Origin of the sequence: Vulcanisaeta distributa JCM 11217, from assembly GCF_001316005.1 — an archaeon.
In the GTDB taxonomy this organism is placed as follows: Archaea; Thermoproteota; Thermoprotei; order Thermoproteales; family Thermocladiaceae; genus Vulcanisaeta; species Vulcanisaeta distributa_B.
In genome coordinates, this window is record NZ_BBBJ01000012.1 from 27,023 (window position 1) to 50,543 (window position 23,521).

At 45.8% G+C, this 23,521-nt stretch carries 27 protein-coding genes and 4 pseudogenes; 21 read left to right on the plus strand and 10 right to left on the minus strand.

The features are described 5' to 3' along the window. The first annotated feature begins 24 nt into the window (after window positions 1-24). Window positions 25-228 (plus strand): hypothetical protein, encoded by a 204-nt coding sequence (locus tag JCM11217_RS11430; protein ID WP_054842977.1) that lies wholly within the window; start codon window positions 25-27, stop codon window positions 226-228. 218 nt (window positions 229-446) lie between these two features. Here the strand turns inward: JCM11217_RS11430 and JCM11217_RS11435 are convergent, their stop codons facing one another. Continuing rightward, window positions 447-1,259 (minus strand): ATP-binding protein, encoded by an 813-nt coding sequence (locus JCM11217_RS11435; protein ID WP_054842978.1) that lies wholly within the window; start codon window positions 1,257-1,259, stop codon window positions 447-449. Between the two features lie 466 nt (window positions 1,260-1,725). On the opposite strand from JCM11217_RS11435, the gene JCM11217_RS11440 reads away from it, so the two are divergent. From JCM11217_RS11440 to JCM11217_RS11460, 6 genes are all read left to right on the plus strand, one after another. Next, window positions 1,726-2,703, plus strand: a complete 978-nt coding sequence (locus JCM11217_RS11440) for a metallophosphoesterase (RefSeq protein ID WP_243679336.1) — start codon at window positions 1,726-1,728, stop codon at window positions 2,701-2,703. Between the two features lie 67 nt (window positions 2,704-2,770). Next, on the plus strand, window positions 2,771-3,463 hold the full coding sequence (locus JCM11217_RS11445; protein ID WP_243679337.1) for an inositol monophosphatase family protein: 693 nt from the start codon (window positions 2,771-2,773) through the stop codon (window positions 3,461-3,463). After that, window positions 3,412-3,615, plus strand: coding sequence for a hypothetical protein (locus tag JCM11217_RS16915; protein ID WP_243679338.1), 204 nt, complete (start codon window positions 3,412-3,414; stop codon window positions 3,613-3,615). The genes JCM11217_RS11445 and JCM11217_RS16915 overlap by 52 nt, the downstream gene beginning before the upstream one ends. Window positions 3,616-3,687: 72 nt before the next feature. After that, a complete protein-coding gene (locus JCM11217_RS11450; protein WP_054842994.1) occupies window positions 3,688-3,912 on the plus strand; it encodes a hypothetical protein in 225 nt (74 codons plus the stop codon). A 79-nt stretch (window positions 3,913-3,991) separates the two neighbouring features. Next, window positions 3,992-4,387, plus strand: coding sequence for a hypothetical protein (locus JCM11217_RS11455; RefSeq protein ID WP_054842979.1), 396 nt, complete (start codon window positions 3,992-3,994; stop codon window positions 4,385-4,387). A 158-nt stretch (window positions 4,388-4,545) separates the two neighbouring features. Then, window positions 4,546-5,145 (plus strand): hypothetical protein, encoded by a 600-nt coding sequence (locus JCM11217_RS11460; RefSeq protein ID WP_054842980.1) that lies wholly within the window; start codon window positions 4,546-4,548, stop codon window positions 5,143-5,145. 129 nt (window positions 5,146-5,274) lie between these two features. Here JCM11217_RS11460 and JCM11217_RS11465 read toward each other — a convergent pair whose 3' ends face one another. Both JCM11217_RS11465 and JCM11217_RS11470 read right to left on the minus strand, forming a co-directional pair. After that, window positions 5,275-5,760 (minus strand): PaREP1 family protein, encoded by a 486-nt coding sequence (locus JCM11217_RS11465; protein ID WP_243679339.1) that lies wholly within the window; start codon window positions 5,758-5,760, stop codon window positions 5,275-5,277. Between the two features lie 56 nt (window positions 5,761-5,816). Continuing rightward, on the minus strand, window positions 5,817-6,236 hold the full coding sequence (locus tag JCM11217_RS11470; protein ID WP_054842981.1) for a hypothetical protein: 420 nt from the start codon (window positions 6,234-6,236) through the stop codon (window positions 5,817-5,819). A 40-nt stretch (window positions 6,237-6,276) separates the two neighbouring features. Here JCM11217_RS11470 and JCM11217_RS16920 point away from each other — a divergent pair, with 40 nt between their 5' ends. The 4 genes and pseudogenes from JCM11217_RS16920 (at window position 6,277) to JCM11217_RS11485 (ending at window position 9,316) form a co-directional block, all read left to right on the plus strand. Next, window positions 6,277-6,624 carry a class I SAM-dependent methyltransferase gene (locus JCM11217_RS16920; protein WP_243679340.1) on the plus strand — a complete coding sequence of 116 codons (348 nt, stop codon included), beginning with the start codon at window positions 6,277-6,279 and terminating at the stop codon, window positions 6,622-6,624. After that, entirely contained in the window at window positions 6,621-6,953 is a 333-nt protein-coding gene (locus JCM11217_RS16925; protein WP_243679341.1) for a class I SAM-dependent methyltransferase, read from the plus strand. Before JCM11217_RS16920 ends, JCM11217_RS16925 begins: the two co-directional genes overlap by 4 nt. Window positions 6,954-7,015: 62 nt before the next feature. Then, a pseudogene (locus JCM11217_RS11480) lies at window positions 7,016-8,696 on the plus strand (long-chain fatty acid--CoA ligase). 32 nt (window positions 8,697-8,728) lie between these two features. After that, window positions 8,729-9,316 (plus strand): MBL fold metallo-hydrolase, encoded by a 588-nt coding sequence (locus JCM11217_RS11485; protein ID WP_054842982.1) that lies wholly within the window; start codon window positions 8,729-8,731, stop codon window positions 9,314-9,316. Here the strand turns inward: JCM11217_RS11485 and JCM11217_RS16930 are convergent. The 5 genes and pseudogenes from JCM11217_RS16930 to JCM11217_RS11505 form a co-directional block, all read right to left on the minus strand. Next, complete coding sequence (locus JCM11217_RS16930; protein ID WP_243679342.1) at window positions 9,305-9,904, minus strand: amidohydrolase family protein; 600 nt, start codon at window positions 9,902-9,904, stop codon at window positions 9,305-9,307. The two genes, JCM11217_RS11485 and JCM11217_RS16930, sit on opposite strands and share 12 nt — an antisense overlap. Next, window positions 9,798-10,244 carry a hypothetical protein gene (locus tag JCM11217_RS16935; protein ID WP_243679343.1) on the minus strand — a complete coding sequence of 149 codons (447 nt, stop codon included), beginning with the start codon at window positions 10,242-10,244 and terminating at the stop codon, window positions 9,798-9,800. Before JCM11217_RS16935 ends, JCM11217_RS16930 begins: the two co-directional genes overlap by 107 nt. Window positions 10,245-10,349: 105 nt before the next feature. After that, the gene (locus JCM11217_RS11495; RefSeq protein WP_243679344.1) at window positions 10,350-11,048 is read right to left on the minus strand and encodes an enoyl-CoA hydratase-related protein; all 699 of its coding nucleotides are present in this window, start codon (window positions 11,046-11,048) and stop codon (window positions 10,350-10,352) included. Between the two features lie 89 nt (window positions 11,049-11,137). Then, a complete protein-coding gene (locus tag JCM11217_RS11500; protein WP_054842996.1) occupies window positions 11,138-11,692 on the minus strand; it encodes a Zn-ribbon domain-containing OB-fold protein in 555 nt (184 codons plus the stop codon). Beyond that, window positions 11,692-12,917, minus strand: a pseudogene (locus JCM11217_RS11505) (thiolase domain-containing protein). The gene JCM11217_RS11500 and the pseudogene JCM11217_RS11505 overlap by 1 nt, the downstream one beginning before the upstream one ends. A 158-nt stretch (window positions 12,918-13,075) precedes the next feature. Between JCM11217_RS11505 and JCM11217_RS11510 the strand changes: the two are divergent. The 6 genes and pseudogenes from JCM11217_RS11510 to JCM11217_RS11530 all read left to right on the plus strand — a co-directional run bounded on the left by JCM11217_RS11510 (window position 13,076) and on the right by JCM11217_RS11530 (window position 18,257). Further along, window positions 13,076-15,075 (plus strand): annotated as a pseudogene (locus JCM11217_RS11510) (3-hydroxyacyl-CoA dehydrogenase/enoyl-CoA hydratase family protein). Window positions 15,076-15,143: 68 nt separating this feature from the next. Next, window positions 15,144-15,485 (plus strand): SCP2 sterol-binding domain-containing protein, encoded by a 342-nt coding sequence (locus tag JCM11217_RS11515; protein ID WP_054842983.1) that lies wholly within the window; start codon window positions 15,144-15,146, stop codon window positions 15,483-15,485. Window positions 15,486-15,591: 106 nt separating this feature from the next. Continuing rightward, on the plus strand, window positions 15,592-15,996 hold the full coding sequence (locus JCM11217_RS16940) for a hypothetical protein (protein WP_243679345.1): 405 nt from the start codon (window positions 15,592-15,594) through the stop codon (window positions 15,994-15,996). Further along, the gene (locus tag JCM11217_RS16945) at window positions 15,978-16,556 is read left to right on the plus strand and encodes an NAD(P)-dependent oxidoreductase (RefSeq protein WP_243679346.1); all 579 of its coding nucleotides are present in this window, start codon (window positions 15,978-15,980) and stop codon (window positions 16,554-16,556) included. The genes JCM11217_RS16940 and JCM11217_RS16945 overlap by 19 nt, the downstream gene beginning before the upstream one ends. Before the next feature lie 217 nt (window positions 16,557-16,773). Beyond that, window positions 16,774-17,325, plus strand: a complete 552-nt coding sequence (locus JCM11217_RS11525) for a thiamine pyrophosphate-binding protein (protein WP_243679355.1) — start codon at window positions 16,774-16,776, stop codon at window positions 17,323-17,325. Next, complete coding sequence (locus JCM11217_RS11530; protein WP_243679347.1) at window positions 17,250-18,257, plus strand: thiamine pyrophosphate-dependent enzyme; 1,008 nt, start codon at window positions 17,250-17,252, stop codon at window positions 18,255-18,257. Before JCM11217_RS11525 ends, JCM11217_RS11530 begins: the two co-directional genes overlap by 76 nt. 41 nt (window positions 18,258-18,298) lie before the next feature. On the opposite strand, the pseudogene JCM11217_RS11535 reads toward JCM11217_RS11530, so the two are convergent. Beyond that, window positions 18,299-19,356 (minus strand): annotated as a pseudogene (locus JCM11217_RS11535) (alcohol dehydrogenase catalytic domain-containing protein). Between the two features lie 113 nt (window positions 19,357-19,469). Continuing rightward, on the minus strand, window positions 19,470-19,901 hold the full coding sequence (locus JCM11217_RS11540; protein WP_243679348.1) for an SCP2 sterol-binding domain-containing protein: 432 nt from the start codon (window positions 19,899-19,901) through the stop codon (window positions 19,470-19,472). Window positions 19,902-20,060: 159 nt separating this feature from the next. Here JCM11217_RS11540 and JCM11217_RS11545 point away from each other — a divergent pair, with 159 nt between their 5' ends. From JCM11217_RS11545 to JCM11217_RS11560, 4 genes are all read left to right on the plus strand, one after another. Then, window positions 20,061-21,323, plus strand: coding sequence for an acyl-CoA dehydrogenase family protein (locus JCM11217_RS11545; RefSeq protein WP_054842986.1), 1,263 nt, complete (start codon window positions 20,061-20,063; stop codon window positions 21,321-21,323). Window positions 21,324-21,380: 57 nt separating this feature from the next. Continuing rightward, window positions 21,381-22,181, plus strand: coding sequence for an acetoacetate decarboxylase family protein (locus tag JCM11217_RS11550; RefSeq protein WP_054842987.1), 801 nt, complete (start codon window positions 21,381-21,383; stop codon window positions 22,179-22,181). 103 nt (window positions 22,182-22,284) lie between these two features. Then, entirely contained in the window at window positions 22,285-22,746 is a 462-nt protein-coding gene (locus tag JCM11217_RS11555) for a hypothetical protein (protein ID WP_243679349.1), read from the plus strand. A gap of 118 nt (window positions 22,747-22,864) precedes the next feature. Next, window positions 22,865-23,488: a hypothetical protein gene (locus JCM11217_RS11560; protein ID WP_054842988.1), complete on the plus strand. Its 624-nt coding sequence runs from the start codon at window positions 22,865-22,867 to the stop codon at window positions 23,486-23,488. Window positions 23,489-23,521: the final 33 nt, after the last annotated feature.

Consider the following 23,521-nt stretch of genomic DNA (forward strand, 5'->3'; position numbering starts at 1 on the left):
TTAATGACATTGTGGTAAAGCGCCATGTGGGCTGGGTGGAGGGTTAAGTTGTTGAAGAAATTAGACATCGTACTGATAATATTTGAGTTAATAGTTAATATTAAGTGTGATGTTTCTCTTAATATCTTATGTATTATCAAAAGCCCATACCTTAGGGGTGTTAGTGTTGAGTTAATGATTGCCTGGGTAACAAGTGCAATAGCATACGCGGTCAAGGCCTGGAATTAAATTAAGGCCTTAATAATAGATACGCCGTAATTAAATGCCGTACTCATGGACCAGCCTAGCCATGTATTCATCGATAACCTCGTAAATACCTCGCTCAACCTCCCTAGCCATGTACATATTAACTAAGGTCTTTAAGCTCGTTGTGAAGGTCTTATCATCTATTGAGTGTCCAATTAGGGATTCAGCAAGTCTCTTAATCTCAACCCACCTAGCCCTACCTAACGTGCTAACGCCTTATAAATGGCAAGCTCATATCTCCCCAATCTACTGAGCTCGTCCTTAATAACCTCCCTGGCAATATCCCTTAGGGCATTCATGGTCTCTAAATGGTTCTTACCACTTGATCTGAGGCTTCCATAGTATGTTAGCCAACCAACAATACCGTCGAACTCACCCACTGCATCCTCAATCTCAGCATCGCTAATGTTTATACCACAATCCCTCGAACCAACCCTCAGAAACTCCATGGACTGCTCCCTGGTGAAGGGCTTAAGTTCAAACCTAATCAATGGCCTACCCAGGGACTCGGGACTCCTCATTATTAATCGTGTGGTACCAATGAGTGAACCACTAAATACAAACCTAACCCTAGACTCGTTATAGGCTACGGAAAGAAGTGCAGGGAGTTTTGGACTAATTATGTTCTGAACCTCATCAATACCAATAACTACATCACCTAACTCCTTAATTAATCTCTCGATAGTTGCCGTGGGCTTTCTTTCAATATCTAATTGAAGCACTGCTAAGTTAAGCTTAACCTTAACGTTTAATCTTCTAACCTCATCAATAAGCCTAAGTCCAAGTCCTTTAAGTCCCGTTATTGTTGACGCATCGATGTATATACCACCAAGTTCGTTAATTACGACCCTCATAATCGTGGTTTTGCCAACCCTCTTGGGACCGAGAATAACAGGCCAAAAGCCGCTATTCAATAACCGTTCAATTTCATCAATCACATCATCCCTACCAAACACGGAATCCCTACTAACCTTAGGCCTGGTATCGAAGAATTTACAGAAAACTGGTGGCATACCAGTAACTGGTGCTTCACCAGTTCTATATACTTTACGCAACCGCCATTACACTATTCATGATACACCGTAAACCATATCGTGACCAATCAGTATGGTCACGGTATTACCTGTAACGTAGATCTACAACGACAACATGAGTATATTTAGGCCCAGCATCCTTAACCTCTAAACCCCATCAATAACTAACATAACCTTTACGTCTAAGTCCTCGATCCTAGATCAAGATTTTAATTGCAGTGACTACTTATCGAAAAACCTGGGTAAGGTTAATGAAATACACTGTGAATTATACATACCTGGTCTGGTATAGTCCTAATATTATTAGTTACTCTGTAACAATGCTGTCATTATCGTGTAGTATTTCGATTATTGTTTTCATTTAATTATTTGTTTAAATAATATGGTTTGTATTTCCCCTGTTTTGATGGGTTAGGTTTAAATATTGTTTAAAACGGGCGTCTTCGTGGGTAGATTAAGAATTTTGCTTGTCTCGGACTTGCATGGCTCGAGTGTGGCGTATGGTAAGTTGTCTAATGCCATTAAGTTCTATAAGGCTGATGTGGTGGTTTTCGCGGGTGACTTAACGGGTAAGGCGTTAGTGCCTATTATTCGGGACGATGGTTCCTTCAGCCTTGGTTCCGGCGTTAGTAAGTATGTGGTTAATGTCTTTGGTGATGTTAAGGCTGTGGATGGTAAGGATCTCGATAAGGTAATCAAGGAGTTGAGGGGGGGTAGGGGGGGCTATTACCCATTCGTTACGGATAAGGCTGGTTACGAGGAACTAGCCAGCAATAGGGATAGGGTTAGGGAGACCTTTGTTAAGCTAATGATCAATGCCCTGGAGGAGGACCTGGGTAAGGTCGTTACTAGGTACAGGGAGGCCGGTGTCAAGCTATTAATAATGCCTGGCAATGATGATTATCCCGAAATTGCGGATTACGTGAGGAAGCAAGCCTCCGACGTGCTGGTGCCTATTGATGAGGACGTTGTTGAGCTCAACGGTTATTACTTCCTAGGCTTCGGATACTCAACACCAACACCCTGGAACACGCCCAGGGAAGTCAGTGAGGAGGAGCTTAGGGCGAGGGTTGAGAGACTAATTAGGAATGTTGATCAATCTAGGCTCAGCAAGTTAATAATGGTTATTCATGATCCACCATATAATACGCTCATTGATCAAGCCTATCAATTAAGCAAGGACTTTAAGCCCGTGATCAGAGGTGGCGAGGTTTTGAGGACGCACGTTGGTAGTAAGTCTGTGAGGGCTTTAATTGAGGAGTACTCACCGTTAATGGGCATGCATGGACACATACATGAGGCGCCAGGCATTGACTACGTCAAGAGTAATGCCGGTGCCAAGGTGCCCGTCATAAATGCAGGTAGTGAGTATTCAGAGGGTGTGCTTAGGATGGCTTACCTATCATTGAGGATAATAAATTGAAGAATTACTTCCTAATCAGGGGGGGTTAGGTAGGATTTTTAAATAGAGTAATCGAGAGTGACCCAACGTGGAAATCAACCTGGAATCCCTGATTAAGGACCTAGCCATTAGGGCTGGTTCATTCGTTAGATCCAAGGTTAATGACATGGGTTATAGACAAATATTAAAGAGGGGGGGGTCTACAGACGTTTCCCGGCGAATTGACCTTGAGGTTGAGGACTTAATAATAAAGGGGGGGATTGAGGAGGAGGGCTTAAGGGCAGTGATAAGCACGGAGGAGAGGGGGGGTGTCATAAAGGTTGGTGATGGCGAACCTGAATATGCATTCGTAATCGATCCGCTGGATGGTTCGTTGAATTTCGTGTTAGGCATACCGTTCTACTCCATATCAATTGCCGCTGGTAAGTACGGTAATCCATTAAGATTCAGTGACTTGACAGACGGCGTTGTTTATTATGTCGCTAAGGACGTGCTTTACTACGGTGGCTCAGGGGGGGGTGTTGAGTTTAGGGGGGGTGATGATCTTGGAGATCTTAGTGAGGATATTGATAGACCAGTGATATCGCTTTACCTTGAGCCCGATGCTGATGAGAGGTTGCTGCAGGGGCTTAGGGCCATTTATGATAAGTTTAGTAGGTTTAAGATTAGGAGCCTTGGTGCGGCGAGTCTCGAGATGGTGATGGCATCATTGGTAGGTTCCTCGCCTTCATGGACCTCAGGAACAGGCTTAGGATATTTGATGTCGCCGGTGCTTACGTGATTTCCAGGGCAATGAAGGTTAATGCGTACACGCTTAATGGTAGTGAGTTGGGCAATGAGTTGGTGAGTAGTGATAGGAGGTTTAGCCTAGTGGTTAGTAGGAATGGTGATTTCGTTAGGAGCTTCCTTGGTTTACTGGGGGGGGTTAGGTGAAAGTTTTGTTGTTCTAATTAGCTAATTAGTTAGGAGGGGGGGTTAAATAGGCGTTTACTTAACGTGAAGTTAATGAGGATTAGATTAAACCTGGATTGCCCAAGGTGTGGTGGTGCATTATTCCTGGAGGAGGATGATAAAAGCGTCAGTGTTTACTGCATTAGGTGTGGTCTTAGGGTTAGTTGGAAGTTGCGTGATGCGGCTAGGAGGGCCCTTAGGAACATCGATGGCTCGTTAATATTTGATTGGAATTCAGTAATTGATGAGTTATACCTTGAACTCGCCATTAATCATTGAATGAGTAATACCTATTCATGGGCCAGAAAGATTAATTTAAGTTAGTTCGAGTTCACTATGGGATTTCTGGTGATTTATTTTGGCGGAGGAATTAACGCCCCCCCAGCTGAGTAAGAGGTTGAAGGAGTGGCTGCTGGAATTAGCCAGTAAACTTAATTGGAGGATTGATAAGGTCCTAGACTCGTATAGGCTAGCCCAACGCTCGGAGATAATCGATGTTAGGGATGACGGCAAGTCAATAAATGGCATTAGGCTTAAGGTTCCCTCAGAGACTAGAGACGATACGTATTACTACGTATCCGTTGGTCCATACGGCGCAAAGTGCACCTGCGAAGCGTCAGTAATTAGGGGTGAGGTTTGCAAGCACATAGTCGCCGGTCTCGTAATGTGGAATATGCTTAGCGTTATTAAGTATGGTAAGTGGCTCGACCTTAACGAGTTGGAATGGCTGAGGCAATCCCAGGATAATGAATGACTAGGTTTGCCATTTATTGAGGGTAGATACCCAGTGTAAAAGCTTAGCATTTAAATAATAACATGGAAATACTCATTAAGAGATTAATGAATTACATCGCTGGTCATAAGTACTAATTAGTCTTTAAAAAGATACCTTAGGAAATATATTGATTGAATATGGCCTGGAAGAAATACTTATTACTGGTAATAATTCTTTCTATTACAATACTAGTAACTCATTATGCCCTATCCATAAGCATGTACGTAACCCCCCCAACGACCTCACAAACGCCACCACCCTCTGCATACTTATTCATAAACATCACAGCGCCCAACTACGCCACCTGGACTGTATATGCAAATGCATCTAATGGTTGGTATGCATATTACCAGGGAAGTGGTTCCCAGGTCTTTGGACCTGCGTATGTTGGTGAGCCCGGCACCGTGGTTACGTTTAATGTTACATCATTATCAGGCTGTGAATATCCATCAATTACCTATGAACCATCAAGCAACATAACATTATCGGAGGGCGCTAATTACGAGTACATAACCATTGAATGCGTTCCCTACATTAACGCCACAATAAACGTGACAAGCGGAGGAGGCATTATAGCAATACTCAGCACGCCAGGCTTCATAACGAGCCAATCGCTAATTATTAATGGACCAACCACACAATCATTAATCCTACCCATGAACACCACATTATTTATAGTGGCATGGCCATTCTACGGATACACCCTAGAGGCATCTACGTCAATGGTACAGCCATAAACTACACAGAGACTCCATACGGCTCATTCCATGCCGAGGTATTGCTATCATCAAACCTAACAATTACCGTGGAGTTCGCAAGCACGACTAACAGCTCATAATGCGTCTTATCACGTCAAATAAATGCAATCAAATGTTCGATTTGCTTAATACCTTATTTACGTTATTAATTATTAATAGTATGTCCTCCCTCGCTTCATCATCAGTCCTATACTGGCTCAAAACGCCCTCCCTATCAGGCCCATTATACTGATACTGATGAAGGTGCAGGGCTATTGATGCCAGGTAATGTATCTCCTCGCTGATCAATGCTGATAAGCCAAGCATGTAGTTCATTGGCATTACGGCTATGATCCAGTAAACCCTATCAATGGTTTTACCGCCCTTGATCCTCACCTTACCTGGATATCTCTCGATTAGTTTATCCATATTATCCACGGCCAAGGCAGCCAGTAAAGCCTTAACGGCTTGAAACGCCTTGCCAGCAGCATTCCTAATTAGGCCCTCATCCAGGAATCTCTTGGCTAACTCAATCTCATACTTAGCCTCGAGTAATCTCGTCCTTTTATAACCATCAATGTCAAACCAGGGTTTAGGCAACTCATGCATTGCCATGAATATACCTCATAACACTAAAATATTTTTTACTTGCATTATGCACGTGTGATTTGTCAGTACGCCACATTAACCGTAATATCGCTCCCTTTAGCAGCCTCATAAATAGCCGTCTCTAACATGTTCCTTACCTTACCTGACCTACTATGTATTGTTAAGTCCATAGAACCATCATCGCCCTCACTTGGTGGAAATATGGCGCCTGTTATCACCCACGTTGCTTTCTCAATGTTGTGGTATATTCCGTAATTATCGGAGCCTCCATTGATTAATCTGCCATCAGTGAATATCAGGTATATCTTAGTATCATCAGTATACATCTGCTCTGCATTACCGCCTAAGGATATTATGTGAGTAAACCTAGGCGTTTCTTTCACGAAGTCCACGAGTATGGACTTAACGCGGTTCTCATTAACGAGCCTCCTTAGTTCATTTACGAGGGTTATCACGCTCATTTTATCCTTGGTCAGTATCATCGATAATAATGCCCAACTGGCTTAATAAGGGGGGGCTATCATGTATTACCTGGTTTCAATGGAGAGGTTGAGGGACGTTATGGAGGCTTATGAGGCCATCTCCAGGGTTTACCGTGAGACTCGGGAGGGTGGAGCCTTAGCTAAGGCGTTACTCAATGAGGTTGGTAGCGTCATTAGGGGGGGATTAGCACCACGCCTAGTGTTAGACATAGGTCCTGGGGGGGCTGGGGGGGATAACTTGGAGGTTTTAAGGTCGTTCTTTAGCAAATCCCTCTACATTGGTTGTGAGTTGAGCATGGGCATGATAAGGTCCTCTAAAGAAGATATTGAGTGGATTAATTGCTCTGGTACTCACGCACCAATCAAGCCAAGGTCTGTGATCTGGTGATTTCAATAGCTGCGCTGCATCATGTACCAAGGTCGCTAATGGGTAATGTCCTACGTGGAGTCCACGATGTATTAAGCCCTGGAGGTTTATTCGTAGCCACAGTGTGGGGTTGTAATGAGACCACGCTTAGGAGGTTGAGACCCATTGGTGATTGTGAGGGCTACATCACCTGGAGTTACGGAATTAATAAGAGTGTTGCTAGGTACTACAGGCTTTATAGGGAGGGTGAGCTGGAGAGCGAGGTTTTAAGCGCAGGGTTTACGGTTGTTAAGAGTGGGGCTATTAGAATTGGTGGCTTTATTAATTATTACGTAGTCTCACGTAAGTAAGTATATAGTCAATATATGAGCAATACTTTATTCTGCTCGGCCCAACTCTATATGATTTAATCATGAGTTATCAATACTATGACTATCAATTAACACTGGATAAAATAATACGTAGAGCCGCACAGCTATACCCAGACACAGAGGTTGTTTATGCGCCACCTAACGGCCAGGTAATAAGGTCGAACTACGCCAATGAGTGGGATAGAATACAGAGGCTTGGTTCGGTACTTGAGGAGCTGGGAATAAAGCCTGGCGAACCCGGTAAGTTCGGTAGCAAGGTTGCAGTGCTTGATTGGAACACAATTAGGCATTACGAACTTTACTTCGGCATACCCATGTATGGTGCCGTACTACACACAGTGAATGTGCTATTGGCGCCTGAGGACATCATATACACATTGCTCCAGGCGCAGGACGAGGTTTTATTCATAAATGAGGACTTCATATCTCTCGCCCGGGTTGCGGCATCTCTCGTGAAGACCATAAGGAAGATCGTGATAATGAGTGACAAGGCGGAGCACGGCGAGGTGAGCTTTGATGGAGTTGAGGTTTATTGGTACGAGGACCTAATTAAAAATGCGAGGCCCTATAACTTCCCAGAGCTTAATGAGAATACCGTAGCCACCATGATGTTTACATCAGGAACAACGGGTAGGCCGAAGGGTACGTACTTCACCCATAGGCAATTAGTGCTTCATGCAATGTCTGTAGCCCTATCAATAACTGCGCCGCCAATAAATGCGAGTATTTACGATGTAGCAATGCCCCCCCTAGTGCCCATGTTCCACGTTCACGCATGGGGGGGTTTACCCTACATAGCCACACTCACTGGTATTAAGCAGGTCTATCCAGGGAGGTTTGAGTGGGGGGGTTGGATATTGAAGGTGATGAGGGATGAGGGTGTGACTATTGTTAATGGAGTGCCCACAATCCTATACAACCTACTCTATCACCCAGACTCGACTAAGTATGACCTTAGGGGGACTGAAGTTCATAGTTGGTGGTGCAGCATTACCAAGGGGCTTACTTGAGGAGGCGAGTAGGAGGGGTATACACGTGGTTCAGGGCTTTGGCTTAACGGAGACGGCCCCCCCCGTAATACTCCTATCAATGGAGAAGCCAAAGATGAGGAATTGGCCTGAAGATAGAAAGAAGGAGTTAGTGCTTAGTGCCGGTTTGCCAATACCGTTAGTGGATATTAGAATTGTTGATGAGCATGGTAAGGATGTTCCGAGGGATGGTAAGACGATGGGCGAATTAGTGGTTAGGGCGCCATGGATAACCAGGGAGTATTTAAATGATCCTGAGAAGACGAGGAATGCATGGCGCGATGGTTGGTTCCACACGGATGACATAGCCGTTTGGGATAGCGAAGGCTATGTATGGATTATGGACAGGGCTAAGGACGTGATCAAAAGCGGTGGTGAGTGGATATCAAGCACGAGACTCGAGGACCTAATAAGCACGCACCCTGCGGTTTACGAAGTAGCGGTTATTGGAGTTCCTCATCCTAAGTGGGGGGGTGAGAGGCCTGTGGCTATTGTAGTACCAAAGCCGGGCCAGAAAGTTACCGAGGATGAGATTAAGAACTACCTAATGGGTCTGGTTAATGAGGGTAAAATGCCCAAGTGGTGGATACCAGACAAGGTAATAATTGTTGAGTCCGAATTACCAAAAACAAGCACAGGGAAGGTGGATAAGAAGGTGCTTAAGGAGAGGTTTCAGATAACTCTCGGCTCCTAATCCTTAAAATAATATTAAGTATTTAAATTAGCGTGGAGGTTTACGTAATAAGAGGTATATCGAATAGTTACTTGACGAGCGATGGCATATTAATAGATGCTGGCGTGAAGGTTAATGACGTAATTAGAGTGGCTAGGGAACACGGCATTGACATTAAGTACTTATTCATAACGCATTACCACTTCGATCACGTGAGGTATGCCTACGACATAGTTAAGGCATTCAACTGTAGGGTGGTTGCATCATTACCTGAGTCAGCGATTATCGAGGGTAAGGAGAGGCCCAGGACCGCCGGTTTCCTTCAGTTAGTCGTCTCGACATTCATGAAGGTTAAGCCTGTAAGTGTTGATGTTAAAGTTAATGATGGCGATGTTATTGAAGGATATAGGGTCATATACGCGCCCGGTCACACGCCCGGTAGCACCGCCTACTTCAAGGATGGCGTACTATTCAGTGGGGGGGATGCCATTGTTGAGCACGGTGGTAAGCCGGCGTTACCGCCGAGGGGGGGTTTCACGTTAGATATGGATGAGGCGGAAAGGAGTTTTAACAAGTTACTTAGTCTTAAGCCCAGGATTATCTATCCTGGTCATGGAAATCCGATAAGTTTAGGTACTTAAGTTTTCATTGATTCTAAATCCATGGTACTTAAATAACTCGAGTGCGTTATTCATCATTATCATCTCCTTATCGACACCACCAACCCCCCCATCACTACCCTCAACGCACTTAATATCGCCAACTAAATCCCTAAACCTCCTATACGGATAACCACTCCCAAATAATATCCTGTCGGAGCCCAGGGTATTCAATATCGGCTTTGCCGACTCATCACTAAATAGGTAGCAATTAATTCCGGAGGTGCTTAAGTATGTATTGTCGTACTTCCTCATCACCCTGAGAACCTCCCTAATCCACAAGCTGAACCTCTCTGGCGGTGTTCCAAGCCCATTAATAACCATGTAAGGCCTAAACTCATCAAGGACCTCGGCAAGGTTCTTAGGCATTACGTGAGTTATGATCCTCTCATCAACATCCTTAGGCATGCCCAGATGCATCACAATCAAAACATTATTCTTCTCAGCATACTCCATCAACTGCCTAAAGGCTGGACTTGTGGCTGGGTTGAAGAACTGAAGTGTTGGGGGGGAGACAAATACGCCCCCTAAGGCCGAGGTGCTCCATCTCCCTAATCTTCTGCTTAACATACTTGCTACCAAAGCTTGGGTTTATGCTCGAGAATGGTATGAAGAAATCACTAACGCCTTCCTTAAAGACTTCATACCAAAGCTTCATGTTATCAATCATGTACTCAGGCCACTTACTAATTAGGTCATAAACCTCCCTAATCACTGACTTAACATCAACATACATACCCAAGTCCCTAGCCAACCTATACAGGCCATTAAGGGTCAGGCTAAGTGTTGGGTCAATATCAATGGGATAAAGCGCTGAGGCGACGGCACCAGCACCATGAAGCTTATTCCTCAATAGCTTAAGTTCTGCGGCTGGATGTACGTGAAAATCAATGAAGTAATAACCTGGCATTAATAGAGATAAAATTAACAGCTATTTAAAAATAATATACCGCATTTTAACTTATGAACACCGAATTAAATATTTAATGAGTATCATTTTACGTTAATAAAATAATTAATAGCCAACGAACTTAGGTTTCCTCTTCTCGAGAAATGCTGAGACTCCCTCCACGAAGTCATGAGTATTACCCAGCTCACCCTGTAACTTTGCCTCAGTAACCAGGAATTGATCAAGATCCTTAAACAAGGCCTCATTAATTAATCTCTTACCGTATGAATAAGCCTTAAATGGTCCCTGGACAATCTCATTGGCGAACTTAATAGCCTCTCCCAATGGATCATCAACGACCTTAACGAGGCCCATGGACTCGGCCTCCTCAGCCGTGAATTCACCACCAATGAGCAAGTACCTAAGTGCCTTGGCACCGGCTAATCTAGCCATCATGAGCGTTAACCCAGTGTCAGGAACTAAACCTATGTTTTGGAATGCCGTAACAAACCTCGCATTCCTTGAGGCAAAGGCGAAGTCGCATGCGATGGCGAGACTAATCCCGGCCCCCCCGGCAGCTACGCCATTTATCGCAGCAATGAATAACTTATCACTAAACCTTATTTCCTTTAGTATTAGGTGGAAGGAGTTCCTAAGTTCATCCTCAAGATTAACAGACCCCCCCGGACCGCTTGGCTTAACGGATATGTCGGCGCCCGCTGAAAAGGCCCTACCAGCACCCGTCAATATACCAACCCTCTTACCTGGATCATTATTAAATTTACGTAGCGCATCCAGCAACTCGGCCCTAAGTTCTGGACCCAAGGCATTGAGTCTCTCTGGCCTATTAAGTGTGAAGATTGTTATGGGCCCCCCCTATCATCAACAATTACGTACCTATACATATCAATCACTCATTGCTCTGCGGGCACGAACTCATACGTTAAGTAGCCCTCGGGCTCTCTCTTAACAACCTGGAGCCTCACCTTCATACCAACCCTAACCTTCTTGGGGTCATCAACCCTTAACCAAGCCAGCACGTTAAAGCCCTCCCTCATCCTAGCAATAGCCACTATATAATCGGGGTAGTGCGAGTATGTTAGTGGTTTCGTATTTATTATGGTGTATGTTAGCAGCTCACCATCACCACTGATCTCAACCCAATCCATATCGCTGGCCTTGCAATACGGGCAATCAGCCTGGGGGGGCGGGAAGTAGTACCTACCACACCTCCTGCACTTCGTTGCATACACCTTACCCTCCCTCAAGCCCTCGAAGAACTTCTTAATCCTCTCAACACTGATTGAATACCTAAGTCTCAACTCTCTAACATCATACCACAGGCTATACTGACCCTTTTCATCAGGGGGGGCTATGGGCAGCCCCCCCGTGGCCTTGACGACATCATTCAACTGCTTAATGGATTGCCTCCAAAACTCCTCATACTTAGCCTCCAGGGACATCACCATCACCTCTTTGGCTTCGCCTTAGGTGAGCCATCCTTATCAAGTGAGTATATTGTGATGTATGCATAGTGACCAGTACCACCAACATTGTGAGATAAAGCCCAACCAACGTAGATATCGGCCTGCCTATCCTTAGGCTCAACAACCTGCCTCAACTGCTTAGTCATCTCAACAGCCATACTAACGCCCGTAGCCCCCCAATAGGATGGCCCTTGGCCTTAAGACCACCATCCAGGTTAACAGGTATTAAACCACCCTTGTAGGTCTGCTCGCTCCTAACCAGTTGTATGCCCATGCCTCTCTCCACGAATCCCAGGTCTTCGTAAGCCATGACCTCGGCTATTGTGAAGCAGTCATGAACGTCGGCTACATCGAAGTATTTCCACGTATCCCTATGCTCAATACCCACCCTCTTAAAGGCCTGCTCAGCGGCTTGATACGCAGCATCAAGCCCTATGAAGTCCGGTCTCTTGCTTAGATTTGCTGTTCCGGTGGCCACACCTACGGATCTAATCCACACGGGAGTATCCGTTATTTTCCTAGCCAACTCCTCGCTGGCGAGTATTACCGCAGCAGCCCCATCAGTTATTGGGCTTGAGTCATAGAGTTTAATGGGCCATGCGACGTACCTCGACTTAAGGCATTGATCAACGGTTATCCTCAAGCCGTAGAACTGGGCCTTTGGGTTCATTGAGCCGTAGTAATGATTCTTAACAGCGACCTTGCAAAAGTCCTCCTCAGTAGCTCCAAATCTATTCATGTACGCTGTCATGTAAAGTGCGTAATAGCCTGGGAACGTCAACCCGAAATTCTCAAACTCCCAGAAGTAGTTACCAGCCCTGCCTATGAATTCAACGACTGTTGGTGTTGGTGACTCGTACATCTTCTCCACGCCGATAGCCATGGCTATGTCAGCCATTCCCGACGCCACGGCCAGGTAAGCATTATATAGTGCCGCACTACCCGATGCACAAGCAGCCTCAACTCTCATGGCGCCCCCCCTGGGATTTAAGCCGCAGTATTCGCCAACAATTACGGCGGGTAAGGACTCGGCACTCCAACCACCGGCGTTACCAACGACGAAGTACTGTATATCCTTTTGATCAAGCCTTGCATCCTCTAGAGCCTCCTTAACAGCTTCCCAAGCCAATTCACCCAGGGTTGCATCAGTTCTACGTCCAAACTTCGCGTGGCCAACCCCCCCAACAATAGCTACTCCCCCCCTCATAATCCTATAATATTCGGAAAACGCCTTAAATAATAATGCCCCCCTCTGTTCACTATTGCTTGATCATTATCACTATATTCATTATATATGGCCTTGACACAAATAATTTGAGTAAATTGAGGTCGCACTTAATAACTTAGTAAAGTGTTGAGTATGCGATGAGCACGCAGATCAGGAAGGTGGCGGTTATAGGAGCAGGTACAATGGGCCACGGCATAGCCGAGGTATCTGCCCTGGCGGGTTACGAGGTCGTTATGGTCGATGTATCACAGGACCTACTAAATAAGGCTTTAGAAAGAATCAAGTGGAGTCTCGATAAATTTGCTGAGAGAGGTACAATAAGTAAGGAGAAGGTGAATGAGGTTATGAATAGAATAAAGACATCATTATCTATCGCGGAGGCTGTTAAGAACGCTGACATAATGATTGAGGCGGTTCCGGAAAAGCTTGACCTTAAAAAGCAGGTATTTGCTGAGGCCGATGCAAACGCACCTCCGCATGCTATCCTAGCCACAAACACGAGTAGTTTACCAATAACAGAGATTGCCAGCGCCACGAAGAGACCCGAGAGAGTCGTTGGCATCCACTTCTTCAATCCACCAGCCTTAATGCCCCCCCTTGTCGAGGTTATTAAGGGCGCACAAACAAGTGATGACATTGCTAAGAGGGCTTACGACTTCGTTAAGAGCCTTGGTAAGGAGCCAATAATGGTTAATAAGGACGTGCCCGGCTTCGTGGTGAATAGAATATTAATAGCGTTGAACTCCGCTGCGTGCTTATTAGCGGCTAACAATGTATATTCCGTAGTCGAGATAGACTCAGCCACTAAGTATAGGGCTGGTTTGCCCATGGGTATTTTCGAGCTTCAGGACTTCACAGGTATAGACGTGGGTTACCTAGTCGGTCTAGCGGTTGCTGAGAGGGATCCAATGCTTAGGGTTCCATGCCCATTAATTGAGGACCTATATAAGAAGGGCTGGCTTGGTCAGAAGAGTGGTCGTGGCTTCTATGAATATAAGGGTGGCCCGTATGAGAGAGCCAACATACCCAGGGAGGCTGGTGAGAAGGTTGACTTGGTGCAAATATTTGCTCCAGCAATAAACATGGCGGCTTGGTTGCTTAGGCAGGGTATTGCCTCGAGGGATGATATTGAGAAGGGCGTTAAGTTAGGTCTTGGCTGGCCAAAGGGTGTCTTTGAGTATGCCGATGAGTTTGGCATTGATAAGGTTGTTGAGGCGCTGAACCAATTATACTCTAAGTATGGCTATGAGTTATTCAAACCAGACCCGTTACTCACGCAGATGGTTCAGGAGGGTAGGCTCGGTCAGAAGAGTGGTAGGGGGTTCTATGAGTACGGTGCTGTTGGTGTGACTGAGTTTAAGGAAATAATACTGAGGAGAGAGCCACCGCTTGCCTGGATAATACTCAACAGACCACAGAGGCTCAATGCCTTAACACTGACAATGCTTGAGGAGATAAGTAGGGCTCTCGACATGCTTTGGGATGATAAGGAGGTTAGGGTAGTAATAATTAGGGGGGGCGCGGGTGACAGGGCATTCTCCGCAGGTGCCGACGTTACATCATTCCAAGGCCCATTACACACTTACTACTTCTTCATTTATAATAGGAAGTTCCAGGATGCCGTTAATAAGATTGAAAGGTTCCCCAAGCCCGTAATAGCCGCAATAGATGGTTACGCCCTTGGTGGTGGCTTGGAAATCGCCATGGCCTGCGACTTCAGGATAGCCACGGATAGGTCCGAGCTTGGTCAGCCTGAGATAAACCTGGGCATAATACCGGGTGCAGGAGGAACGCAGAAGTTAATTAGGTATGTTGGCTTGGTAGGGCTAAGGAGTTGATAATGCTTGGCGATAGAATAAAGGCTGATGAGGCATATAGGATTGGCTTAGTCAACAGGGTTGTGCCTAAGGAGAAGTTTGAGGATGAGGTTAGGTCATTCGCAATGAGATTAGCCCAGGGCCCACCAATAGCACTGACCTATGCAAAGTACGCGATAAACTTTGGAACGCAGGTGCCGGTTGACATAGGCATGATGCTTGAGGCAGCGTTCTTCAGCATGGCTGTAAACACCAAGGATGCGCAGGAAGGTGTAATGGCCTTTGCAATGCGTAGGAGGCCCGAGTTCAAGGGCGAGTGAGGGTATTATATAATATAAATAGTAACATTACTTAAAATCCTAATGAACTAAATCAATTCTTGATTAACATGTCTGAGGATCCCTTCGAACTTCTAAAGTCAATGACTGAGAAGGCCCTGCCAAAACTAACCAGTAAGGTTAGTGGGCCGGTCAAGGTGTTTCAATTCACTGGGGGGGAGGGCTACGAACCATTCTACGTCGAGGTTGGCGGTGGCACTGTGAAGCTTAATAAGGGTACCCATAGGTCGCCAACAGCTACAATACAGGTGAATAAGGATAACCTGCTGAAGTTAATTAAGGGGCAGCTCGATGCAATGCAGGCTTATTTCTCAGGCATCATTAAGGTAACGGGTAACATAATGGATGCCGCAACACTCATTGATATAATGAATACGGCGCGTAGTGCGTAGTAATACAATATATAGGCTTATACATACCAATCAAAACCAATCATTTTTCTCACTTACTATAAATAATAGGTATGCTTATTACATTATGAGTTTATTGATTTAGTATATGAGGATTTTGGTCACAGTACCGCTTGTGGACCCGGACGTTGGTCCACAGGCGATGAAAATGCTTAGTGAGGTTGGTGAGGTTGATGTTAAGCCAATGACCACCGAGCAGTTGAGGGATGTAATACGCGATTACGACGCGGTAATAGTCAGTGTCTGGCATAGGGTGACTAGGGACATTATAGATGCAGGTAGGAACCTTAAGGTAATCGGTACCGCATCCGTAGGTACTGACCATATTGATGTCGAGTATGCCGAGAGTAAGGGAATTAAAGTCGTCAGCGCCGCCGGTGCCTCGACATACAGCGTAGCGGAGTTCACCTTCGGCTTATTACTAATGATGGTTAAGAGGATTCCCGAGAATATGGGCAGGGTTAGGAATGGTGAGTGGGGGGTTCGTTATTAACACCAGGTATTGAGTTGTTCGGTAAGACCCTGGGCATAATAGGTCTTGGTAGGATTGGCTCCTACGTGGCATCAATAGCCAATGCCTTTAGGATGAGGGTTCTCGCCTATGATCCGTTCGTGGATAGGGAGAGATTCATTGAGGTTAATGCGATTAGGGTTGAAAACCTCGATGACCTGCTTAGGCAGTCGGACTTCATAACGATACACACGTCGTTGACTAAAGAGAGTAGGGGGGGCTTGATTAGTAGGAGGGAGGTTGGGCTTATGAAGGATGGTGTCTACATCATTAACACTGCCAGGGGGGGTGAGGTTGTTGATGAGAATGCAATTCTCGAGGGCTTAAAGAGCGGCAAAATAGCTGGTTATGCGGCGGATGTGCTCACAGGTGAGCCACCGACTGAGGACACATCGCCATTACTAAGGGCATTCAAGAGAGGCGAGGTCCCGAACCTATTCATTACGAGCCACATAGCTGGAGTCACGCGAGAGTCCGTGAAAAGGTACACGCTATACGTGGCTAAGGGCGTTAGGGATGCGTTAATGGCGCTTAAGAGGTGAGGGATGGCCATGGTGACTGGTGGTGAGGCAATTGTTAAGTCCCTGATTGAGGAGGGCGTGGATACAGTATTTGGCTTACCTGGGACACACGTACTGGCCTATACGCGGCGCTTCATGATTACCGTGATAAGATAAAGCACGTGCTTGGACGCTTTGAACCAAGCATGGGTTTCATGGCTGATGGCTATGCAAGGGCCAGTGTAAGGTCGGTGTTGTAATCGCCACTGCAGGCCCGGGTGCAACCGGCCTAGTTACACCACTTGCCCAGGCATCGGTTGAGGGAGTTCCAATCGTGGCGCTTGCTGGATTAACGCCAATAAGGACGGCAGGTAGGGGTTATTACCACGAATTTAGGGATGTGAATGCCCAATTGAATATTTTCAAGTCATTCGCTAAGTGGGCTGTTAGGGTTGAGGATCCTAAGGAGATATCCAGGGTAATGGCTAAGGCCTTTAGGATGGCCAGGGAGGGTAGGCCAGGCCCTGTCTATGTGGAGTTGCCTAGGGACGTGATTGAGAGTGAGACCGAGTGGGTAGGCTACACTAAGGAGGAACCCACGAGGGTCAAGCCTGACCCAGGTCTGGTGGATTTAGCCGCCAAGGAATTACTTAATGCTGAGAGGCCTGTTATCTACGTCGGTGGTGGTGTAATAGCGGCAGACGCAAGTGAAGCCTTATCAGGGTTGCTGAGGAGTTGGGTGCTCCCGTTGTTACCTCTGTCATGGGTAAGGGTGCAATACCATTTGATCATCCATTACATGGAGGCTTAGCCGCGGGTTACTTTGGGGATACTGTGGCTGTTAAGCTTGTTGAGAATGCCGATGTAGTGCTCGCAGTGGGTACGAGGTTTAGCGAGCTGGGCACGGGCATGTGGTCGCTACCAATAAGGGGGAGGCTTATTCACGTTAATGTTGATCCAAACGATATTGGCAGGAACTATAAGACTGACTTAGCAATAATCTCAGATGCCCTGGAATTCCTTAACACATTGTATGATAGGGTTAAGGGTAAAGGACCTGGCAGGGATAGAGGTATCAAGCTAATTAATGAGGTTAAGGCTTCTGTAGGTAATCAACAACTGAGGGAGCTTGGTTATGACGAATCCAGGATAAACCCAAGCGATTTAGTGAGGGCTCTCTCCCACGTTATTGACAGCGACATGCGTGAGGGAAAGGCGATAGTCACCTGCGATGCCGGTGGTAATCAAGTCGCCATGTTTGAGTTACCAGTCTATAAACCAAGGACTTACTTTAACCCGGCGGGCTTTACATCGCTGGGTTTCGCAATACCTGCGGCTATTGGCGCTAAGGTGGCTAGGCCTGATGCGACTGTGGTTGCCACGACTGGTGATGCGGCATTCTTCATGACTGGCATGGAGATAGCCACGGCGGCTGAGTTAAACCTTAAGGTTGCATTTGTGATATTTAATGATAGGGCTCAGGGAGTACTGAAGCTACAGCAGAGGCTTCTCTATGGTGGTAAGGTCTATGCGTCACATACATACCCTATGGACTTCTGCAAGTTCGCTGAATCACTAAACATAGATTGCGTTAGAATCAGTGATAAGAAGGAGTTGGAGGATGGACTGGATAAGTGCATATATGGAACTAATAAGCCGTGCATCGCCGACGTCCTCGTTAACCCAGATGCAGTGCCAACGCCAATAACTAGGCAGTTAATGGCTATATTCGGTAAAAGATAATCATGAGTGATTTAACGGATACCCCCCCTTAAAAAGGCGATTTAACCCCACTTAACAATGGCCCTTGCATGGAGCCCCCCCTTCTCCAGGTTATCGTATGCTTCATTTATCTGCTCAGGAGCGTATACGTGACTAACCAACTTCTTGATATCCACCTTACCCGAAGCCACAAGCCTAATTATCTCCGGTAGGTCAAGCCTGGGCCTATAGCCTAAACTACCTATTATCCTAATGCCATTAATTACGAAAGGCAGTATGTTCACGCTGAAGTAGGACTTTGGACCACCAAGTCCGGTCACCACTATCGTGCCGGCCCTGGCCACCACCTCCATGGATAACTTGAGGTCAGGCTCTGGCCTGGCTTCGTGAACTACGTCGGCACCGTCTGGGAGTATATCCCTTATCCTGCTTATTGGGTCCTCCTTGCTCGAGTTTATCACGTGGGTGGCGCCGAGCTCCTTAGCCTTATCGAGCGCGTAGTCCCTAATGTCCACGGCAATTATTGGGTACGCGCCCATGGCGCTGGCTAATTGAACGGCCGATAAACCAACACCGCCAACGCCAATAACCACTAGGCTTGTGCCTGGCCCAACACCGGCCTCCCTCAATGCGTGGTATGCAGTGCCGTAGGCGCAGGCAATTGGTGCTGCGTAGTAAACATCAACACCCTTCTCAAGGGGGGGTATAACCGCTATTTCGGGGACTGTTAGGTACTCAGCATGGCCACCGTTAAGCCAACCAAGCCCGGCATCCTACCTGCGGCCGCTGGGCAGTAGTTCTCCTTGCCGCTGGCACAGTACTTACAGATACCGTCTGGGACGATCCAGGAAACAATGACCGGATCGCCCTTCCTTAAGCCCCCCCATGGATTCTTAACATCGGGCCCAAAATCCTCAACCCAACCGGAAATCTCATGCCCAGGTATGAAACCTTGCCTAACCGGCCCAAAATCACCCTTAAATAGGTGCAGGTCACTGTGGCATATGCCAGTCGCGGCAACCTTAACAAGTATCTCGCCGGGTCCCGGCTTCGGTGCGGGTACCTCCTTGATTTCTAGGTATGGTTTGCTTGGTCCCCCCCTGTAGGTTGCGGCCTTCATGAGTATTAATGTATATCAATGGCTTTTAACAAATCACTGTAAGATTAATATTTTGACATAAAGTAAATATATAACCATATATATTTAATACTTTAAGGGAGAAACGCCGTGGATTAGGCCACGAACTTCGTTGGAACTCTCATGGCTGTATTCGTCATTTTAATGGCTGCTGATGAGAATTGAATAAGGGTTAGGAAGCTACCCTTCTTCACCCTAATCTTCCTCGAGAGTATTGCCGCGACTGGATCAACCTTACCCTGTATTAAGTCCTTCCAGAGGGTGTAGTCTGCCTCTAATACGTAGTCAGCATCTGCCTTACTCGCATCTATGTAGAACTCAGAGCCCTGGCAAGTACCATTCCTAAGCTTAAACTTCATGGCGCCAGCGTTAGAAGTCACGTTGCTAAGCCCCATTAATTGAGCCACAGCACTAACAACGGCATTAGGCACGTTAGACGCCACAAAGACCACATCCCAAACCCAATCCTTAGCCGCCTCCCTATACTCCTGATTCTCATTTAAGGCCTTGCAAAAGGCCTCAGCCACTGTGGGCTGGGAAATATAAAACCCTCACTTGACATACATAGTTAATTATTTCCTACGAATTTAAAGAATTATTGATATAAATGTTATATATTAACTCGAATATATCGATATATTATATATGGTAATTACGTTTAAAATATCTACATATAATTAGTTACAATGAGTTACCTGGATCTTGATAGATTGAGTAGTGAGGATGATGCAATAAGGAGGGATATTCATAAGCTTGCTGAGGAGGTCCTTAGGCCATTATCAATTAAGGTTGATAAGATGGACCCAGGGGGGGATAGAATTGCGCCTGGTTCACCATTGTATGACGCTATTAGGGAGATGAAGAGGATGGGGGGGTTGCACAGGATTCACCTGCCCAAGGATCGTGGTGGCATTGAGCTAACGAACCTACAGAGGTACATAATCGATGAGGAGCTTGGTTGGGCTAGCTTGGGCTTTGCAACGCTTATTGGTGTTGACGCGATACCATTCACAATAGCTGCGTTGTTTGGTTCAGAAAGAATTAGGGAGGAACTTGTTAGGCCATGGCTTGAGGACACTGAGGGTAGGTACATCGGTTGTTGGGGTGTCACGGAGCCTGAGCATGGTAGCGATTACATACTGGCGTTTAGGGATAAGGAGGTTGAATCCTTTGGTAGGGGGGGTAATGTGATTATTGAGCGTGATGGTGATGAGTGGGTCATAAATGGGCAGAAGTCTGCCTGGGTATCGGCGGCGCCAATATGCACTCACATGGGTCTTCATGCTCAATTAAAGGATGGCAAGAGCCTTAGGGACGGCGCATTCGTAATAGTGCCGCTCAACCTAAAGGGCGTTAGAAAGGGTGAGCCGGTTGATATGCTTGGTAATAGGGATTGTCCACAGGGACCTGTATACTTTGATAATGTACGTGTACCTGATGATTACGTAATTGTTCAACCACCATTCTACGAAGTTTTCTCAGACCAATTACTTAACTTGACAAGCGTGAACATGGGCGCGTACTCAGTGGGTCTCGCCAGGGCGGCCTTTGAGGAGGCCTTGAAATACGCAAAGTCTCGTGTGCAGGGTGGTAAACCGTTAGTTGAACATAAGAACATTAAGTTGAAGATTTATGAGATGTTCGAGAAGGTCGAGACGGCTAGGTACTACGTTAGGAGGGCCATGGATTACGTATACACGAAGTTCTTTGTTGAGCAGTCATTCACAATACCACCCAGGTACGCAAGGGCTGCTCAGATATACGCGAAGAAGATAGCCTTTGAGGTAGCCCATGATGCATTGCAAATATTTGGTGCTTATGGTCTCAGCAAGGAGTTCATTATTGAGAAGTTATTTAGAGACGCTAGAGCATTGCTCATTGAGGATGGTACCGTGGAGGCCTTAAGCCTTGACGCTGCTGATGACATTATTCAGGGTTATGGTTTGTAAAAGTAAATAATATAAATAGTACTAATACTTAAATTTAAATAGACATATTTCAAGTATATGGTCCTTAAGGGCGGTGATAAGGGTTTTGGAATACCATTAAATGCCCCCCCGTTATATCCCCCCCGCTCATCAGTCATAAATTATAGTAAAGTTAGAGTAGTTATGGCGCTGGCAAACATTGATCCAAAGAGCGTGGAGCCACTACTACCTGAGGGTGTTGACTTAGCCCTTGAGATGGCTGCCTTCTGGGTTGGCGATTACGGAATATCGACGGTTGGAGTCTACAGGGAAGCATTGGTGGCGCTACCCGTGAAGACCGAGGGTATTGAACTCGCTTATTACATACCGTATATTTACGTAACCAATGACGCAGCCATGGCAGCAGGCAGGGAATTGGCTGGCGCACCTAAGAAGCTTGGTGACATTAGGCTTACTGTCAATGATTATGGTTTAGCAATAGGTACGTTAGATAGGGGGGGCGGTGAATTAATGAGGATTGAGGTTGCAATAAGTGGTAAGTTAGGACTTGAGCAGTTAGACACTTTTAAGGCATTAATGCCCAGGGTGGAGAATACCGTGACTTTCCCACTACTATCATTAAGGACATTACCACCCTTACCTGACGGCACTCCCGGCATTGCTCAATTAATACACTGGTATGCCAAGTTCACATTCACGCCAAGGGAAAGCCCGCAAATATGGGCTGGTGATGCTAGAATTAAACTTGGCGGTACACCGTATGACCCACTTGACGATATTAGGGTGACCCAGGTAATTACAGGTTTTTACATTGAGGGCGATATGGAGCTTGGAATCATTAAGAGGGTTAAGGAGTGGGGGGGATTAACCTGGAGTTAGGGTATATAGAGTAATAAATATTATATGTATTAAAAATATTTTAATTCAACATTAAGAATTAATTCAATGAATTATGAATAGGAAATATTCACATATCATATTCTTGGGAACATTACTAATCTTACTAAGTATTAATGGCTTATTCCATGGCGATCCGAAGGGAATGATTGCGCATGACCCAGTGATGTATATATATGCACCGGTGATTAAGGCTTCGGGTTATGTTTCATTTAGTGCGGGTAACTATGATGGTGTTCCAGTGGTCATTTATCAAGCGAGTACTCTTTACATGCCCTCAGGGCAGGTAATAATTGGTATTGGCTCTAGCTATAACATTACAATAAGCATGGGCGGCGCCACTGTACAAAATATCACTGTGTATGCCGCGAATATTACAGCCACCGTATTGGGAATAACCGTGACAATAACTCCGCAAAACGTTGGGACATTATCAATAATATCTGAGGTTATCTCAGAACTACTGCCGCTCTATAACGTGGAGATATACGCATACTACGTTAATGCATCATCAATAACTTACTCATCAGTCGAAATTAACGCTTGACTTATGTAAAGAAACTAATTAGAAATTGACCCTTTTACTTAGTTAATTTTTGTCACTACAGATATATGTTATATTTATGGACTAAACTTTAGAGCTAAATCGAGGATAAATACCTAGTATGAATTGGAAACTAACGGTAATAGGTCTAGGTCTCGTGATAGCCCTACTAATTGCGGCGTCTGTCATGGGCATTGCAATTAACGCAGACATACCAGGCCCCCCCGTCGAGATATACCTACCAACGGCCGATATAAGTAACGTTCTAATGTATGGCTGGGTCTACTCAACATCAACGCAGCCAGGTGAGTATGCGCCGGTGATTGCTCAGTCAATAGGCACGCTTAGTGCTCCTAATGGTCAGGTCATTAATAAGACAGTCACGGTGTCGTTACCTAATCCACTAATGCCAAGTTGCCCAACAGCCACTGTTCAAATCACGGCATCGCTAGGCATGAGCTCAGCGGACATGAGTAACGTATTCATGTACGCGGTCAACCTAACATCAACATCAGGTAGCTTAAGCGGCATTAATATAATAGCGGCTGGTCTGCCATACGTCGTTAATCAAACAATTAGTAGTGGTACAATGTATGGCTTAACGACCTACGCATACTACGTAAGCGTCGGTAGCTTAACCTACACTGGGTTGAACGTTACGGTAACGCCAGCGGTAATAGTCTGCAACACAACCACCGGTACGGTAACTACGTACAATAGTATATCGGGTAATGGGCTAGGTTAGGGCTGCGGCATTAGCGCTTTATTTATGTCAAAA

Coding starts and splice junctions, on each gene's coding strand:
- JCM11217_RS11470 (WP_054842981.1), bottom strand. CDS start 6,236: ATGATACTGACCAAGGATAAAATGAGCGTGATAACCCTCGTAAATGAA.
- JCM11217_RS11545 (WP_054842986.1), top strand. CDS start 20,061: ATGAGTTACCTGGATCTTGATAGATTGAGTAGTGAGGATGATGCAATA.
- JCM11217_RS16920 (WP_243679340.1), top strand. CDS start 6,277: ATGTATTACCTGGTTTCAATGGAGAGGTTGAGGGACGTTATGGAGGCT.
- JCM11217_RS11435 (WP_054842978.1), bottom strand. CDS start 1,259: ATGCCACCAGTTTTCTGTAAATTCTTCGATACCAGGCCTAAGGTTAGT.
- JCM11217_RS11500 (WP_054842996.1), bottom strand. CDS start 11,692: ATGGTGATGTCCCTGGAGGCTAAGTATGAGGAGTTTTGGAGGCAATCC.
- JCM11217_RS11465 (WP_243679339.1), bottom strand. CDS start 5,760: ATGGCAATGCATGAGTTGCCTAAACCCTGGTTTGACATTGATGGTTAT.
- JCM11217_RS16915 (WP_243679338.1), top strand. CDS start 3,412: ATGGACCTCAGGAACAGGCTTAGGATATTTGATGTCGCCGGTGCTTAC.
- JCM11217_RS11450 (WP_054842994.1), top strand. CDS start 3,688: ATGAGGATTAGATTAAACCTGGATTGCCCAAGGTGTGGTGGTGCATTA.
- JCM11217_RS16935 (WP_243679343.1), bottom strand. CDS start 10,244: ATGCCAGGTTATTACTTCATTGATTTTCACGTACATCCAGCCGCAGAA.
- JCM11217_RS11430 (WP_054842977.1), top strand. CDS start 25: ATGTGGGCTGGGTGGAGGGTTAAGTTGTTGAAGAAATTAGACATCGTA.
- JCM11217_RS16930 (WP_243679342.1), bottom strand. CDS start 9,904: ATGTTAAGCAGAAGATTAGGGAGATGGAGCACCTCGGCCTTAGGGGGC.
- JCM11217_RS11515 (WP_054842983.1), top strand. CDS start 15,144: ATGTCTGAGGATCCCTTCGAACTTCTAAAGTCAATGACTGAGAAGGCC.
- JCM11217_RS11550 (WP_054842987.1), top strand. CDS start 21,381: ATGGTCCTTAAGGGCGGTGATAAGGGTTTTGGAATACCATTAAATGCC.
- JCM11217_RS11460 (WP_054842980.1), top strand. CDS start 4,546: ATGGCCTGGAAGAAATACTTATTACTGGTAATAATTCTTTCTATTACA.
- JCM11217_RS11560 (WP_054842988.1), top strand. CDS start 22,865: ATGAATTGGAAACTAACGGTAATAGGTCTAGGTCTCGTGATAGCCCTA.
- JCM11217_RS16940 (WP_243679345.1), top strand. CDS start 15,592: ATGAGGATTTTGGTCACAGTACCGCTTGTGGACCCGGACGTTGGTCCA.